This is a genomic window from Pseudomonas sp. AC083 (assembly GCF_979253165.1).
In genome coordinates this window covers 528,658-543,740 of sequence record NZ_CEEDDH010000002.1, presented here as the reverse complement: position 1 = coordinate 543,740, position 15,083 = coordinate 528,658, and the positions used below count along the sequence as shown (strand labels likewise).

At 58.6% G+C, this 15,083-nt stretch carries 16 protein-coding genes; 7 read left to right on the top strand and 9 right to left on the bottom strand.

What is annotated here, in order from left to right:
• Positions 1-239 precede the first annotated feature (239 nt).
• Positions 240-452 carry a hypothetical protein gene (locus tag AC0IXA_RS05635; protein ID WP_236168680.1) on the top strand — a complete coding sequence of 71 codons (213 nt, stop codon included), beginning with the start codon at positions 240-242 and terminating at the stop codon, positions 450-452.
• A 49-nt stretch (positions 453-501) separates the two neighbouring features.
• Positions 502-741 carry a DUF2789 family protein gene (locus tag AC0IXA_RS05630; protein WP_122507964.1) on the top strand — a complete coding sequence of 80 codons (240 nt, stop codon included), beginning with the start codon at positions 502-504 and terminating at the stop codon, positions 739-741.
• Between the two features lie 6 nt (positions 742-747).
• Here the strand turns inward: AC0IXA_RS05630 and AC0IXA_RS05625 are convergent, their stop codons facing one another.
• From AC0IXA_RS05625 to AC0IXA_RS05615, 3 genes are all read right to left on the bottom strand, one after another.
• Complete coding sequence (locus AC0IXA_RS05625; RefSeq protein WP_471812116.1) at positions 748-951, bottom strand: hypothetical protein; 204 nt, start codon at positions 949-951, stop codon at positions 748-750.
• 109 nt (positions 952-1,060) lie between these two features.
• Entirely contained in the window at positions 1,061-2,284 is a 1,224-nt protein-coding gene (locus tag AC0IXA_RS05620) for a methyl-accepting chemotaxis protein (protein ID WP_471812192.1), read from the bottom strand.
• Positions 2,285-2,895: 611 nt separating this feature from the next.
• Positions 2,896-3,300 carry a TraR/DksA family transcriptional regulator gene (locus AC0IXA_RS05615; RefSeq protein WP_016775095.1) on the bottom strand — a complete coding sequence of 135 codons (405 nt, stop codon included), beginning with the start codon at positions 3,298-3,300 and terminating at the stop codon, positions 2,896-2,898.
• Between the two features lie 405 nt (positions 3,301-3,705).
• On the opposite strand from AC0IXA_RS05615, the gene AC0IXA_RS05610 reads away from it, so the two are divergent.
• The 3 genes from AC0IXA_RS05610 to AC0IXA_RS05600 all read left to right on the top strand — a co-directional run bounded on the left by AC0IXA_RS05610 (position 3,706) and on the right by AC0IXA_RS05600 (position 6,387).
• Positions 3,706-4,614 (top strand): MurR/RpiR family transcriptional regulator, encoded by a 909-nt coding sequence (locus AC0IXA_RS05610; RefSeq protein WP_341637258.1) that lies wholly within the window; start codon positions 3,706-3,708, stop codon positions 4,612-4,614.
• A gap of 61 nt (positions 4,615-4,675) precedes the next feature.
• Entirely contained in the window at positions 4,676-5,281 is a 606-nt protein-coding gene (locus AC0IXA_RS05605) for a glutathione S-transferase (RefSeq protein WP_341637257.1), read from the top strand.
• A gap of 2 nt (positions 5,282-5,283) precedes the next feature.
• A complete protein-coding gene (locus tag AC0IXA_RS05600) occupies positions 5,284-6,387 on the top strand; it encodes a DNA alkylation repair protein (protein WP_341637256.1) in 1,104 nt (367 codons plus the stop codon).
• Between the two features lie 106 nt (positions 6,388-6,493).
• Here the strand turns inward: AC0IXA_RS05600 and AC0IXA_RS05595 are convergent, their stop codons facing one another.
• The 6 genes from AC0IXA_RS05595 to AC0IXA_RS05570 form a co-directional block, all read right to left on the bottom strand.
• Positions 6,494-7,153, bottom strand: a complete 660-nt coding sequence (locus AC0IXA_RS05595) for a DUF2931 family protein (protein WP_341637255.1) — start codon at positions 7,151-7,153, stop codon at positions 6,494-6,496.
• Positions 7,153-8,694: a DUF2235 domain-containing protein gene (locus AC0IXA_RS05590; RefSeq protein WP_341637254.1), complete on the bottom strand. Its 1,542-nt coding sequence runs from the start codon at positions 8,692-8,694 to the stop codon at positions 7,153-7,155. Before AC0IXA_RS05590 ends, AC0IXA_RS05595 begins: the two co-directional genes overlap by 1 nt.
• A gap of 148 nt (positions 8,695-8,842) precedes the next feature.
• Positions 8,843-9,541: an arsenical resistance protein ArsH gene (gene arsH / locus AC0IXA_RS05585; RefSeq protein WP_212616558.1), complete on the bottom strand. Its 699-nt coding sequence runs from the start codon at positions 9,539-9,541 to the stop codon at positions 8,843-8,845.
• A gap of 9 nt (positions 9,542-9,550) precedes the next feature.
• On the bottom strand, positions 9,551-10,021 hold the full coding sequence (locus AC0IXA_RS05580; RefSeq protein WP_471812113.1) for an arsenate reductase ArsC: 471 nt from the start codon (positions 10,019-10,021) through the stop codon (positions 9,551-9,553).
• 27 nt (positions 10,022-10,048) lie between these two features.
• Complete coding sequence (locus AC0IXA_RS05575) at positions 10,049-10,396, bottom strand: metalloregulator ArsR/SmtB family transcription factor (RefSeq protein WP_016775103.1); 348 nt, start codon at positions 10,394-10,396, stop codon at positions 10,049-10,051.
• Positions 10,397-10,594: 198 nt separating this feature from the next.
• A complete protein-coding gene (locus AC0IXA_RS05570; protein ID WP_016775104.1) occupies positions 10,595-11,479 on the bottom strand; it encodes a LysR family transcriptional regulator in 885 nt (294 codons plus the stop codon).
• A gap of 133 nt (positions 11,480-11,612) precedes the next feature.
• Here AC0IXA_RS05570 and AC0IXA_RS05565 point away from each other — a divergent pair, with 133 nt between their 5' ends.
• Both AC0IXA_RS05565 and AC0IXA_RS05560 read left to right on the top strand, forming a co-directional pair.
• Complete coding sequence (locus AC0IXA_RS05565; protein WP_341637253.1) at positions 11,613-13,259, top strand: GMC family oxidoreductase; 1,647 nt, start codon at positions 11,613-11,615, stop codon at positions 13,257-13,259.
• A 176-nt stretch (positions 13,260-13,435) separates the two neighbouring features.
• Complete coding sequence (locus AC0IXA_RS05560; RefSeq protein WP_024013261.1) at positions 13,436-15,058, top strand: MFS transporter; 1,623 nt, start codon at positions 13,436-13,438, stop codon at positions 15,056-15,058.
• Positions 15,059-15,083: the final 25 nt, after the last annotated feature.

Here is a 15,083-nt window from a genome sequence, read left to right as displayed (position 1 = left end):
CTACGAACTTCAGGGAAATTTCTCACGAAAAAAAGCACTTTTCCGACATATCGCTGGCGAAAAATTGCTTTAGATAAGCCCGGTCGTCAACAGGTACTGGCGATTCTAGAGCAGCGATGCTCCTTACGACTACCCGCAACGGCCGTTAAATCCCGGCCGACTGATGAAAAGGACTTCATATGTGCACTTTGACTCATTTTGCCACGTCGGCCGACGCGCGAATCAACACACCTCTGACGATGAAGGTTGCCGACCTCGACAACCTTCCGACATCTTCTAACAATCATCGAACCCCACACTTTCAAGTGGTGCCAGCGGGTATTGCGTTCTTTCACATCAAGGAGATATCCACGGGACGTGTCAGAGGTTTCCGTGGCAATCACAACGAAGCCTGCGCCCTCGCCCGCTCGCTTGAATCAAAAATCGAACTCCGCGCCAGCGCCTGCCTCTGATAAGGGAGTGAACGAACAAGCCGTACCGGCACCAACCCAGGAGTAGATGATGGAACTGCCAACCGAGCTTAACCTGACCACCCTTTTCGAACAGCTGGGCCTTCCTTCCGATGAAGCGTCGATCAATGACTTTGTCGAAGCACATCCGCTGGATCCGGAAACTAAACTCATCGATGCCGACTTCTGGTCACCCCAGCAGGCGCAATTACTCAAGGAATGGCTGCGGGCCGATGGCGAAGAAGCGCCGATCGTCGATGAGCTGAACGTACGTTTGCATCGCGGCAAGTAAGTACGATCAGTGCAGGCTGTCGCCGGGCTCGATGTTCAATTGTTCGACCCACGCAGCCTTGCACTCCTCCGCTTCATCGCGACTGGCGAAGGCTGTGCCGCGTCGCTCCCCGTTGAGCAAAACTACCCAGCAAACACTGCGCCCCATCGCACGTAAGCCGGCCGGAACACCGCTGCCGATCATCACTGCCACGTCTACCCTGCACTGCATGCGCCCTCCGAAATAATTAGCTACCTAACTAAGTCGTCAGATTAATGCTTTCCGTCGAGGGGAAACAGCAACCGCCGTGCACAGATTCATTGCGTCACCGGTAATAATCTCAGCGCGGATTCTCAGGTTTATAGCCCAGACGCAAGCCGCCCCAGTGTCGGCCCTTGATCATGATCGGCACCGATAAATCATGCATCAGCTCACCCGTATCGCGCGTGTAAGTCTGCAACAGCACCGGTTGCTGATGGCTGCCGCAGCGGATACCGGTGCGGTCAGCGAATTTGCGTTTGGTGCGATTATTTACCGTGTCGACCTGCACATCGCCGGTCAATGGCTGGCTGAATGCCTGGTTGTGCGTCGGTACATAACCCTGCTGCGTGCAGGCAATCGCAAAAACCAGCCCTTCATGACGCGCCAATAAAGGTTCTTGGATCGCCGGCAAGACCTGATCGGTGTATCGATCAAAGCGGGTTTGAAATTTGGCTGGTTCGGTGCCCGAAATCAGCTGGTAGCTGCGATCGAACAGGTCATCCAGGCTGATCCGCCCCTGCTCGACATCCGCCTCGAAGCGCGCCGCGATCTGGCTCGCACCTTCGCGCGCCAAGTCATAAATGCGCTGGTGATAGTCATCCAGGCCGACCTCGGCCAGGCGTTCGCTGATGGTTTCCGCCTGTCCTTCCATCTGCACAGCGGCCTCGGCGAGGCGGCGGGTCTGCTGATCGCTGATCGCCAGATCGCTACGCATTTGCTCAATCGCGCTGAACAGCGCATCAAGCTGCTCGCGATTGGTTTGCGCGCCACGGGCGATTTCGCTGACCTGGGTTTCCACTCCGGCGGCAAGTCGCGCGATGTTCTCCAGATGCTGACCGGTGTGCTCGACCTGTTCGACGCCGGTGTGCAGATCGCTCGACAACTCGCGAATCTGCGCCACCACTTGCGCGGTGCGTTGCTGAATGTCAGCGACCATCTCACCGACCTCACCCGTGGCCGCCGCCGTACGCGCGGCCAGTCCGCGCACCTCGTCGGCGACCACAGCGAAACCGCGACCATGCTCACCGGCCCGGGCCGCTTCAATCGCTGCGTTCAACGCCAACAGATTGGTTTGGCTGGCAATCGACTGAATCACCAGCGTCACCCGCTGTATGTCGTCGCTGCGCACACTCAAGGCCTCGATCAATTCGCGACTGGCATTGGCGCGCTGACTGAGTTGCCGCATGCGCGAAATCGAGTCGAGCAGTTCGCTGCGCCCCGCCGCGCTGCTGTGATGCGCTTCGCTGGCGGCATCCAGCGCGTCGCGACTGAGCTGTGAAGTCGCCTGCTCGGTGGCGATCATCACTTCGGCGTTGCTGACGATCTGCGCCGCCGCGTCGAGTTGCGATTCGAGTTTGTTCGCCAGCGCCTTGACCGAGAACGCCACGCCGGCGGCTGACAGTGCGTTGTGACTGGTGATGTAGGAAAGATCGCGGGTCAGTGCGGACAATGCGCTCGCACTATCGACCGAGGCAGCAACAGGAGCGCTGCGCGAACGCAGACGCGGCAGCCAGACAATCAGCATCGCCAGCGGCATGCCGAGGTACAGCGACCATTCGGCCACGGCCATGCCGGCGAGCAACAGCATCAGGGCGATGCTTTGCAGGGTCGGCGCGATCCAGCGGTTTTTCGGCAAAAGCACTGGTGCAGGCAGCGCCGCAACCAGAGATCCATCTCTCGTCATCTTGATCACCCCACGTTTGTTCTCATTGTTGTGACTGCATTAAACGCCACTACAACGCCATTATCCATGGTCCATTAGTCGTGGGGTCTGTGGCAGGTCAATGGAACGACGGGGGAAATGGCGCAGACGAGCAAAAACAAAGATCGCAGCCTCCCGCAACTCCATGTAGAAGCTGCTGAAGGCTGCGATCTTTTCAAGGCGCTCCCTTTTAAAAGGGTCACCTCACAGAATCAGGCCTGACGCTGGTGCTTGTCGATCTGCTCGTGACGCTCTTGAGCTTCGATGCAGTACTTGGTGGTCGGGCTGATCAGCAGGCGCTTCAGGCCGATGGCCTCGCCGCTGTCGTCGCACCAGCCAAAGCTGTCGTCCTTGATGCGCTCAAGGGCTTGTTCCAGTTGCGGCAGCATGCGCTGGTCGCGATCGATCGCGTTGACCAGCCAAGTGCGCTCTTCTTCAACCGAAGCCGCGTCCGCCGGGTCAGCCGGGGTGTCCAGGCTTTCGATGGCGATACGATTTTGCTCAATGCGCTCGTGGGTTTCGACTTTCATGTTCTGCAACAGCTCAGTGAAGAAAGCGTGTTGCTCTGCATTCATGTAGTCATCTGCCGGCATAGCCAGCAACTTGTCCTTTGTCATTGATATCTCTATAAAAAAACGTGCATTAAGGCGAATAAGGGAGCGTTTCGGCGAACCGTGTCGGCCGTCGAAAAGGCATCGTTTTATTGCAAACGCCACCCGGCACTCAATTTACGAGGGGCGGCAGTCTAAGGCCCGATCAAGACCTCAGCAACTGTAAATACAGGGAATTTGTCCGACAGGACCTGGAAACTGCTCTGACACAGGCTTCACACGGCCATCGGAGTGCGTTTATAGCAAGAAATTCAGTCCAGCGGCTGTATATAGAAGACAAACGGCTAACCATCCCGCCAGCGACAGCCGAGATTATTCTCGCTAGGTGCATCGTTTCAGCCCGGCAGAGCTTACGCAGCCCTTCTATTATCAGGCCCACCGCGTGCTCAACTCGCCTGAAGGATGCTGCCCATGCCCCGCCCCGCTCTGCCGGCCACAGACGAAATTTCTTTCGCCAGCGCGCCGGTCAACGTCGAGCGCCTGCTGCAAATGATCAGCGAAGAGTACGACGCCCTGCCGCGCCAGCTCAAACGCGTGGCCAGCTACATCAGCCAGCAGAGCGAGCGAATCATGGTCGAGCGCATCAGCGACATCGCCCGCGAGTGCGAAGTGCATCCGTCAGCCATTGTGCGTTTCTCGCAACGTTTCGGTTTCAGCGGCTTCAGCGAGATGCAGGCGCTGTTCCGCCAGGCCTGGACGCACAAAACCACACCAGCGCAAACCTATCAGCAACGCATCCGTAGCCTGATCGCCAACAACTCGCAGACCGCCAACAGCGTCGACCTGGCCCGCGAGTGCATCGACGCAACGCTCTCGGGCATCGAACGCTTGGGCCGCGAACTGGACGAGGTGGCGTTCGATACAGCCGTCGATCTCATCGTCAATGCCGACGACATTTACGTTGTCGGGGTCCGCCGTTCGTTCGCCGTCGCCGATTATCTGGTTTACAACCTGCAGCACACGCAGAAGCGCATTCATCTGGTTTCCGGCATCGGCGGCAGCTATCGCGAACAAATGCGCAGCGTGCGCGCCAACGACCTGGTCATCGCCATCAGTTTTGTGCCCTACGCCAAGGAAACCCAACACTGCCTGCGCTTCGCACAGCAGCAGAACGCCAATGCCCTGATCATCACCGACAGCCCTCTTTCGCCACTGGCGAAACTTGCCAATAGCGTGTTGCTGGTCAATGAAGGCAGTGCGCTGGCCTTTCGTTCGCTCAGTGCAACGCTGTGTTTGTGCCAGGCGCTGTTTGTGGCAGTGGCGTATCGGCTGGGCTTGAACGTCGATGAAATTCACGAGCAGGCCGGATTCGACGACTGACAATTGCCTCTCTCTCGGCTAGGTTATGCGTTCCCACCGGTTCGACTTGAAGGAACGCGTCATGAAACTGATCGGCATGCTCGACTCTCCCTATGTGCGCCGCGTAGCAATCTCCGCCAAATGCCTGGGAATCGACCTCGAACACGAGTCGGTCTCGGTGTTCCGCCACTTCGAACGATTCCAGCAGATCAACCCTGTGGTCAAGGCGCCCACATTGATCCTCGACGACGGCGTGGTCCTGATGGACTCGACCCTCATCCTCGATTACCTCGAAGCCAGCTCCGGCAAAAGCCTGCTGCCAAGCGATCTCAAACAACGCGCCCAGGCTCTGCGCCTGATCGGCCTGAGCCTCGCCGCCTGCGAAAAAGCCGTGCAGCTCTACTACGAACGCAACCTGCGCCCGGCCGACATTCAATATCAGCCGTGGGTCGAACGCGTCGAAAGCCAGCTCGCCGCCGCATTTACCGCGCTGGAAAAAGAACTTGAACACAGTGACTTGCCTGTCGACGGCTCCCTCGCCCAGACCGGCATCAGCCTGGCGGTTGCCTGGAGCTTCACCGAACTCGTCGTACCCGATCAGATCGACGCAGCACGCTTTGCGCGTATCGCCGAGTACACCGCCTACGCAGAAGGCACCGATGCGTTCATCAGCACACCGATGAACTGATCATGAGCTCCACCGACACCGCCGCCCCGGCGTTAAAGGAAATCTTCAACGCCGAGCGCTTGCAGCACATCGCTGACGAAATGAGCGCGGTGTACCCGGCGTTCAAGGCCAGGACCTTTCTCAAACACGCCCAGGACGGACTCGCTGAACTATCAGTGATGCAACGCATGGCGCGTGTCAGCGAAAGCCTGCATGCCGTGCTGCCGCTGGACTACGAAGATTCCTTACATGTGTTACGTGAACTCGCACCAAGGCTGAACAGCGGCTTTGTCAGCATGTGCCTTCCACACTACGTCGCGAGCTACGGCGCCCATGCGTTCGACACCTCAATGGACGCGCTGAAGTACTTCACCACCTTCGGCTCCTCCGAATTCGCCATCCGCTACTTTTTGCGCAGCGACCTCGAGCGCTCGCTGGAACGGATGCACGAGTGGACCCGCGAAGAAAACCACCACGTTCGACGCCTAGCCAGCGAAGGCAGCCGCCCTCGCCTGCCGTGGTCGTTCCGCCTGGAAGCGGTGCAGGCTGATCCGCGGCTGGCCGCCGGGATACTGGATCAATTGAAGGCGGACGAGAGCTTTTACGTGCGCAAGTCGGTGGCAAATCATTTGAATGACGTGACGAAGGTGCATCCGGAGTGGGTGCTGGACACGATTGAAGGTTGGTCGCTGGAGAACAAGCACACGGCCTGGATTGCCAAGCATGCGCTGCGCAGTTTGATCAAACAGGGCGACGTGCGCGCGCTGACGGTGATTGGCGCAGGGGCGAAGGCTGAGGTTGAGTTGTTGGATGTGCGGGTCGAGCCGGCGGTGGTGAGGTTGGGGGAAGCGATTACTTTGTCGTTTACGGTGAAGTCCATGGTGGCGCACGAGCAAAGGCTGGTGATTGATTATGCGATTGAGTATGTGAAGGCGAATGGCGGGGTTTCGAGGAAGGTTTTCAAGTTGAAGACTCTGGCATTAGCGGGTTTCGGGACTGATGTAGTGCGACGGAATCAAGTCATCAAGGATTTTACGACGCGCAAGCATTTTGCCGGGCGACATGGGGTGCAGGTGATGGTTAATGGAGAGGTGCTGGGGAGTGCGGCGTTTGAGGTTTTGATTTGAGGTGAGTTGTTTATTCACCAAAAGAGCCGGTAGCGGATCAGTGCACTGGCAGCCGTGAATCGACATTGCGCGCGGCGGCACAGTGGACGACTCACGGCGTCAGCGCTTACCAACTTCCGTATGGAATGCCGAATTTCTCGATATAGCGCTTGGACTTTTCGCTGACGGGATAGGCGTAGCGTCCTTGGTTCTTACCCTGACTCGGTCCTAAAGGCTCGATCTCTGCCTGTGCTCTGGCGACTTTTACAGGATGGTGGCATGAGTCTCTGACCCAGACTTGTACGACACCACCGGGAGCCAGGCCCAGATAGACCGAGGCCATGGATCTCGCCTCTTGGTCCGGGGTCATCGGGCAACGTTGATTAACGGACGTCACCATCAACTGCCGGGCCTCCTCTGGAATGTCTACCCACGCTTGCCAGGTTTTCTGTTCGACGATTGATTGCCAACGGACCCAGATGCGAACAGGTAAATCGGCTCCCACTACTCTCTTCCCACTGCCACCTACTCCACCCGTCCACCCCCGGCCTGACTCTGTACCATCTTCAGGCTCGCCCCCAGCAGCGGTACCGCCGCCGGTTTTATAGAAAATCCTTCCTCTAATGTCTTGCACCGAACTGTTCTCTACCCATACCTTCATATAAGCCGGCTCAATGAACGCCAGCTCCCACCATTCGGACTTCGGGTCATTTTTGGCTGAGAGTGGATCAGCAGACTGGCAACCGGCAATGACCAGCGCGCACAGCAAGGGTATAAATATTTTCATTACCAAAGTGTCCAGTCAGGTACATGGGGATGCTGCACGCGAATCGAGTCGGCCGTAGGTGCATTGATGTAGACGGCACGGATACCACTGCCATCCCTTCGCCCAAGGGGATGGTTCCAGTTTGCGGACATGTGAATGTATTTCAGCCTCAGTTGTTTTTCCTCCTGCGGGGTGGTGCTGTAATCACCTGCCAGGAATCGATCGCATAGCGCACGAAGTTCCGCTGGCACTGCCAATTCCGGGGTGTCTGGAATGTCGTTGAACTTCACCCCTTTTTCTTTTGCGAACTGGAGCATCACTCGAAGATATACCCTGGACAGCATGCCACTCACTGGGCGCTTGAGTTGAAGTGCTGCGTAAACACGTTTCTTGCGAGGACCAAGTCGATCCTGTCTATCGATTGGCAGAAGCAATGCATTTGGGGTGACGACTTCTAGCATCTCTGCAGGCCAACCCTGCGCCAGCCACTGGTCTTTGATAGCCATCGCGTCGAGGTAGATCGAGGTGGTCGAGACATCGGTAAACTGCGAGACCTCAAGTGTCTGCATGGGAGTTACGAGCACGCACTCCTGGACCTCATCAAGGTAGCCGCCGCCGATGTCGGAATGAGCACCTGGCAGGGTGATTTCCAAATGGTCTGCTTTGACGCGACTCAAGGCGAAGTTAGCTCGGCACTCGTCGCGAGCAGAGAGTTGAATCACATCTGTAAAAAAACGCCGGTCGAGGTACAACTTAATGCCCGTCGCGATGGGGCTTTTTACGTTGCCCAGATTTGACCAGCCTGCAACCGACGGCACAGTGTCGAAAAGACCAATGAATCCCATCCTGATACTGCCGTTGTACTGTTCAACGAAGGTTCGGCTAAATGCTCGGGCGTTACTGCGCAGAACATCACCTAGCGGACCTTGTTTTCCCCGTACGATTTCGTTCGCGAAGTGTCTAGCAGCAGCAGCGCCACGGCTAAAGCCAAAAGTGTCAAACGTGAGCGAGGTAATCTCGCTATTTGGATGGCTATCCAAAACGTCCTTGATACGTAGTTTGATGTCTGTAAATGACAGCTGAACTCGACCAGCTACGCCTGTTTCTCCTCGACCGCTACCCGCACCGAACGTGCTGTCCTCTTCTCCTGCTCGAGTTCCGATCCCTTCGACATAGATCATACGAAACGCTTGTTTTTGAAGACCATCACCTTCGGCCTGCTGCGGTGCGAAGTACAAGTCGCTCAGCTTCTTCACATTGCTGACATCGTTACCATAACTACTATCCGGATCACCCATATAAGGCTGGCAACTGGCGGGAATATCCTCAGGCGCAATCGGATGCTGAGCCCCACACAACAACCCCGCAGCTGAGTTGTTCGCGTTGTTGCCCGTGCCATCAAAGAACACCCCGATCCTCAACGCAATCCCGATTTTCTCAGGCTCGCGCGCAGGCTCTTTCCCATGCTTCTCATACTCGGCCCAATGCTGGGCGTGTATGTCGACGGGTTTGGCTTCTTCGTAGCGATAGTTTTTCGGCGGGTTTGGAACGTAGCCACTCAATCCTTGATTCCTTCTGATCCTTGAAGAACGGCCAGAAGAGTGACAGTCGAGAGGGGGCGGTGCAAGCCGTGGCGGTGTGCCAGCCATGGAGCGTCAGTGCGAGCAGGCTCACTCCCAAAAAGGAATGAGCCTGGCTGGGGATGGCGGGTCAAATCGACCGCTGATTCACCCGCGCCATCAACTGTTCAGCACTCTCCTTGCGCTCGGAATAACGATCGACCAGATGCGCCTGCTGCCCCCGCAGCAGCACGGTGAACTTCACCAACTCCTCGATCACATCCACCACCCGATCGTAGAACGGCGAGGGTTTCATCCGCCCTTCTTCATCGAACTCCATGTAGGCCTTGGGTACAGAGGACTGATTGGGGATGGTGAACATGCGCATCCAGCGGCCGAGGACGCGAAGTTGGTTGACCACGTTGAACGACTGCGAGCCGCCGCAGACTTGCATCACCGCCAGGGTTTTGCCTTGGGTCGGGCGCACAGCGCCGAGTTCCAGCGGGATCCAGTCGATCTGCGCTTTGAACACGGCGGACATCGCGCCGTGGCGTTCCGGCGAGCACCAGACCTGGCCTTCCGACCACAACACCAGATCGCGCAATTCCTGCACCTTGGGATGGTCGACCGGGACGTCGTCGGGCAATGGCAAACCGGATGGGTTGAAGATCCGCGTTTCGGCGCCAAAGTGTTCGAGCAGGCGCGCGGCCTCCTCGACCAGCAAACGGCTGAACGAGCGCTCGCGGGTCGAGCCGTAGAGCAGAAGGATGCGCGGTTTGTGTTCGCCGACATTCGATGGCTTAACAGCGTCGATCAGGCTGGCGTCGAGGTTGGGCAAATGATTTGTCATGAAGCCTCCTTACAGCGTGCCGATGCGATCGAGTTCGGCTTTCAGTTGCTCGCGACTGAGCGAGTGAAACGGCAGATCGAGGAAGGCTTGGCAGCGTTCACCGATGCGCATCAGAGTGGCTTGGAATGCCGCGTCGATTGCCGCCTCGTCGCCCTGCACTTCGGACGGATCTTCCAGTCCCCAATGCGTTTTCAGTGCCGGACCGAAATACACCGGACAGGTTTCGCCGGCGGCTTTGTCGCAGACAGTGATGACGATATCCGGCGGGTTGTTTGCGAAGGCATCGTTGCCTTTGCTGTGCAACCCGTCGATGGCGATGCCGTGCTTTTGCAGCGTCGACAGGCTGCGCGGCAGAATCTGGCCTTTGGGAAAACTGCCGGCACTCACCGCTTGGAAACCAGCGGGAGCCAGGTGATTGAACATGGCTTCGGAAAGAATGCTGCGGCAGCTATTGGCCGTGCACATGAACAGGACTCGCATCGATGCGCTCCGTAGATAGTGGAAGATTCAGCAGCAGGCGCGTTCGCGCACGGGACGGCCATCCATGTTTTGCAGGCGCGCGGCGTTGTCCTTGAGCCAATCGGCATTGGCCTTGGATGTCAGCTGAAGGATTTCGCCGATCCATGCCGGCAGTTCCGGATTGAGGCGGTAATACACCCACTGGCCCTGACGGCGGTCGAGCAGCAAACCGTTACTGCGCAGTTGCGCGAGATGGCGGCTGATTTTCGGCTGGCTGTCGTCGAGCGCACACATCAACTCGCAAACGCAGAGTTCACCTTGCTCGGCGATGAGCAGGATGGCGCGGACGCGGGTTTCGTCGGCGAGGCTTTTGAAGACTTCGGTGGGGGTGATCATGGTGATCGGCTCGCCATATGCGGGATAACGAATATACGGATATCCATATATTTATCAATCCGCGAAAGCAGCCACGGTGTATAACCCTGTGGGAGCGAGCCTGCTCGCGAAAGCGGTGGTTCCGTCAGCATCGATGTTGCTGAAAGACTGCCTTCGCGAGCAGGCTCGCTCCCACAGGGGGATTTGGATGCGGCAGGTTTAACCGCGCAACAGGCCCTGCTCGGCCTCACACAACCCCACCACATAATCCCAGACCACTCGCAGCCGCACGGATTTGTGCAGCTCCCGGCGGGTGCTGATCCAGTAGCTGCGCTCGATGCTTTCATCGGGCAACAGCGCCACCAGATCCGGGTCGGAAGCGGCCATGTAGCAAGGCAACACCGCAATGCCCAATCCTGACCGAGCGGCTTCCTGTTGGGCGATGACGCTGGTGCTGTGAAACACCACACGCGGGCTGCGGCAGAAGCTGTTGAGGAACATCAGTTCCTGACTGAACAGCAGGTCGTCAACGTAACCGATCCAAGCATGTCGGCCCAGGTCTTCGCGGCTGTGCAGTGGCGGTGCGTTGTCGAGGTAGGTTTGGCTGGCGTAAAGCGCGAGCCGATAGTCAGTGAGCTTGCGCGTGACCAGCATGTCGGCGGACGGCCGTTCGAGGTGGATGCTGATCTCCGCTTCACGGTTGAGGATGCTGACAAAGCGCGGCACGGCGACCAGTTCCACTTCCAGCCCCGGATAACGTTCGAACAAGCCAATCATGCGACTGGCGAGAAACTTAATGCCGAGGCCTTCGGTGACGCCGACGCGGATCTTGCCCAGCGGCGCGGTGGACTGGGTGATTTCTTCCTGCGCCAGCAGCGCGACGTTTTCCATCGCTTCGGCGTGCTTGAGCAGCGCCTCCCCCGCCGGGGTCATTTCATAGCCTTGGGCGTGCTGGACGAACAGCGCCGTGCCGAGGCTTTTCTCGATCGATTCAATATGCCGCGCCACCGTCGCGTGGGTGGTGTTGAGCCGGCGCGCGGCGGTGAGCAGGCGGCCGCTGCGTTGCAGCTCGAGAAAAAAGCGCAGGTCGTTCCAGTCGAACATGGCAGGTCCTTGTCAGCTGTCGTCACTTCGGGCTGTTTGAAAACGCACAGCGGCTGCGCAAAAACTAACATTCTTTTAACGAAAGCTAACAACTAGAGTGTCCGACAATAAAAACAAAAAGCGAGGTCAGGGCATGCAGACGTCCCTGGATGAATTCGACTACATCGTGGTCGGCGCCGGCCCTGCCGGGTGCTTGCTGGCCAACCGGCTCTCAGCGGATCCACAGCAACGGGTGTTGCTGCTCGAAGCCGGCGGACGCGACAACTACGCCTGGATTCACATTCCTGTGGGTTACCTGTTCTGCATCGGAAACCCGCGCACCGACTGGTGCTTCAAAACCGAACAACAACCGGGTCTCAATGGCCGCGCGCTGAGTTATCCGCGGGGTAAGGTGCTGGGCGGCTGTTCGTCGATCAACGGCATGATCTACATGCGCGGCCAGGCCGGCGACTATGACGGCTGGGCGGCGGCGGGCAATCCGGGCTGGGCCTGGAAAGACGTGCTGCCGCTGTTCAAACAGAGCGAAAACCACTTTGCCGGCGGCGCTGAATTTCATGGCGATCAGGGTGAATGGCGGGTCGAGCAGCAGCGCCTGTCGTGGCCGATTCTGGATGCCTTTCGCAGCGCTGCCGAGCAAAGCGGCATCGCCAGCATCAATGACTTCAACCAGGGCGACAACGAGGGCTGCGGTTACTTTCAGGTCAACCAGAAAGCCGGGGTGCGCTGGAACGCGGCCAAGGCCTTTTTGAAACCGCTGCGCAGCCGGGCGAACCTGACTGTGCTGACCGGCGTCGAGGTTGATCGTGTCTTGCTGGAGAATGGCCGCGCGGCGAAAGTCAGCGCGCAGCATGAAGGCCAGACCAGACAGTTCAAGGCGCGCAAGGAGATTGTCTTGTGCGCCGGCTCGGTCGGCTCGCCGAGCATTCTGCAGCGCTCCGGGATCGGTCCGCGGCCGCTGCTCGAACGTTTGGGCATCGGCGTGATTCATGAGCTGCCGGGCGTCGGCGGCAACCTGCAGGATCACCTGCAACTGCGCCTGATCTACAAGCTGGAAAACGCTCGCACCCTGAACCAGATCGCCGGCAGCGTGTGGGGCAAGATGGGCATGGGCCTGCGTTATCTGTACGACCGCAGCGGGCCGCTGTCGATGGCACCGAGCCAGTTGGGCGCGTTTGCCCGCTCCGGCCCTGAGCAGACTTCGGCGAACCTGCAATATCACGTGCAGCCGCTGTCGCTGGAGCGCTTTGGCGAGCCGCTGCACAGCTTCCCGGCGTTCACCGCCTCGGTGTGCGACTTGCGCCCGCAGAGCCGTGGGCGCATCGAGATTCGCTCCTCCGATCCGCAGGCGGCGCCGCTGATCCAGCCCAATTACCTCAGCCATCCAGAAGATCTGCGCGTGGCCGCCGATGCAATTCGCCTGACCCGGCGCATCGTCAGCGCCCCAGCCCTGCAAGCGTTCAAACCGGTGGAATACCTGCCCGGCGACAGCTTGCAAAGCGAAGAACAACTGCATGAAGCGGCGGCGAAAATCGGCACGACGATTTTCCATCCGGTCGGCACCTGCCGTATGGGCAACGACGGTGACGCAGTGGTCGATGCGCAATTGCGCGTGCATGGCGTGCCGGGTCTGCGCGTTGCCGATGCGTCGATCATGCCAAGAATTACCTCGGGCAATACCTGTTCGCCTACGCTGATGATTGCCGAGAAGGCAGCACAACTCATGCTCAAACCCAACACCAGGAGCAACACCCCAAAACTGGAATTGGCTCAGACCCGGTAGGAGCTGCCGAAGGCTGCGATCTTTTGACTTTGTTTCTTCCAGATCTGAAACAAGATCAAAAGATCGCAGCCTTCGGCAGCTCCTACAGGACACCGCGTTAGATTCAAGGCATCGCGCATTACCGGACACGCAACACCAGTGGAACAACAAAAACAATCACTGTGAGGGATACCGATATGTCAGAACACGTTCAGCCGCTGGACGCTGCGGGCAGCGCCGAGACCAGCAACGCCACGCAGAAAGTCATCTTCGCCTCATCACTCGGGACGGTGTTCGAGTGGTATGACTTCTTCCTCTACGGCGCCCTCGCGGCGGTGATCAGCAAGCAGTTCTTCGCCGGGGTCAACGACACCACGGCATTCATCTTCGCGCTCATGGCGTTCGCCGCCGGCTTCATCGTACGGCCGTTCGGCGCGTTGGTGTTCGGCCGCCTGGGCGACATGATCGGGCGCAAATACACCTTTCTGGCGACGATCATTCTGATGGGCGTGGCGACGTTCTGCGTCGGCCTGCTGCCGACCTACGCCAGCATCGGCATCGCCGCGCCGATCATTCTGGTGGTGCTGCGCATGCTTCAGGGCCTGGCGCTCGGTGGCGAATACGGTGGTGCGGCGACCTACGTGGCCGAGCACGCGCCCATCGGCAAACGCGGCTTCCACACCAGTTGGATTCAATCCACCGCGACCCTCGGCCTGCTGCTCTCGCTGCTGGTAGTGCTCGGTTGCCGCTACTTCACCGGCGACCAGTTTGAAGTCTGGGGCTGGCGCATTCCGTTTCTGCTGTCGATCGTGCTGCTGGGTATTTCCACCTGGATTCGCCTGAGCCTGCACGAGTCGCCGGCCTACCTGAAAATGAAGGAAGAAGGCAAAACCTCGAAGGCGCCGATCCGCGAATCCTTCGGCAAATGGGAAAACCTCAAAGTCGTGCTGATCGCGCTGTTCAGCATCAACGCCGGGCAAGCGGTGACCTTTTACGCTGCGCAGTTCTATGTGCTGTTCTTCCTCACCCAGTTCCTGAAAATGGACCCGGCGGTGGCCAACAGTCTGCTGATCATCAGTGTGGTGATCGGCGCCCCATTCTTCATCTTTTTCGGCTGGCTGTCGGACAAGGTCGGGCGTAAACCGGTGCTGATGCTCGGCCTGCTGCTGGCGACCGCGCTGTACTTCCCGATCTTCAAGTCCTTGGCCCACTACGCCAATCCGGCGATCGATCAGGCCAGCCGTCAGGCGCCGATCACCGTCCTCGCCGACCCCGCCACTTGCACCTTCCAGTTCGATCCGGTGGGCAAGGCTAAATTCGACAGCCCCTGCGACAAGGTCAAGACCTTCCTGGTCAAACAAGGCCTGCCCTACTCCAGCGTCGCAGCGCCTGCGGGCAGCGCCGTGCAAGTGAGTGTCGGCGACGTGAAGCTGGATGGTTTCGATGAGGCGGCACTGCGCGGCGCGATCACCCTCGCCGGCTACCCGCAACAAGCCGATATGCAGCAGATCAACAAACCGATGATCGTCGCCCTGATCGTCGCGCTGATCATCATCTCGGCCATGTGCTACGGCCCGCTGGCCGCGTTGATGGTCGAACTGTTCCCGACCCGCATTCGCTACACCTCGATGTCGCTGCCCTATCACATCGGCAACGGCTGGTTCGGCGGCTTCCTGCCCACCGTGTCGTTTGCGCTGGTGGTGTACACCGGGGATATTTTCTACGGGCTGTGGTATCCGGTGCTGATCACCGGGGTGAGCCTGGTGGTAGGGATGATCTGTCTGCGTGAGACGAAGAATATCGATCTCGACAAGAACTGAAAAACCCGCTGACACAATGGCGAGG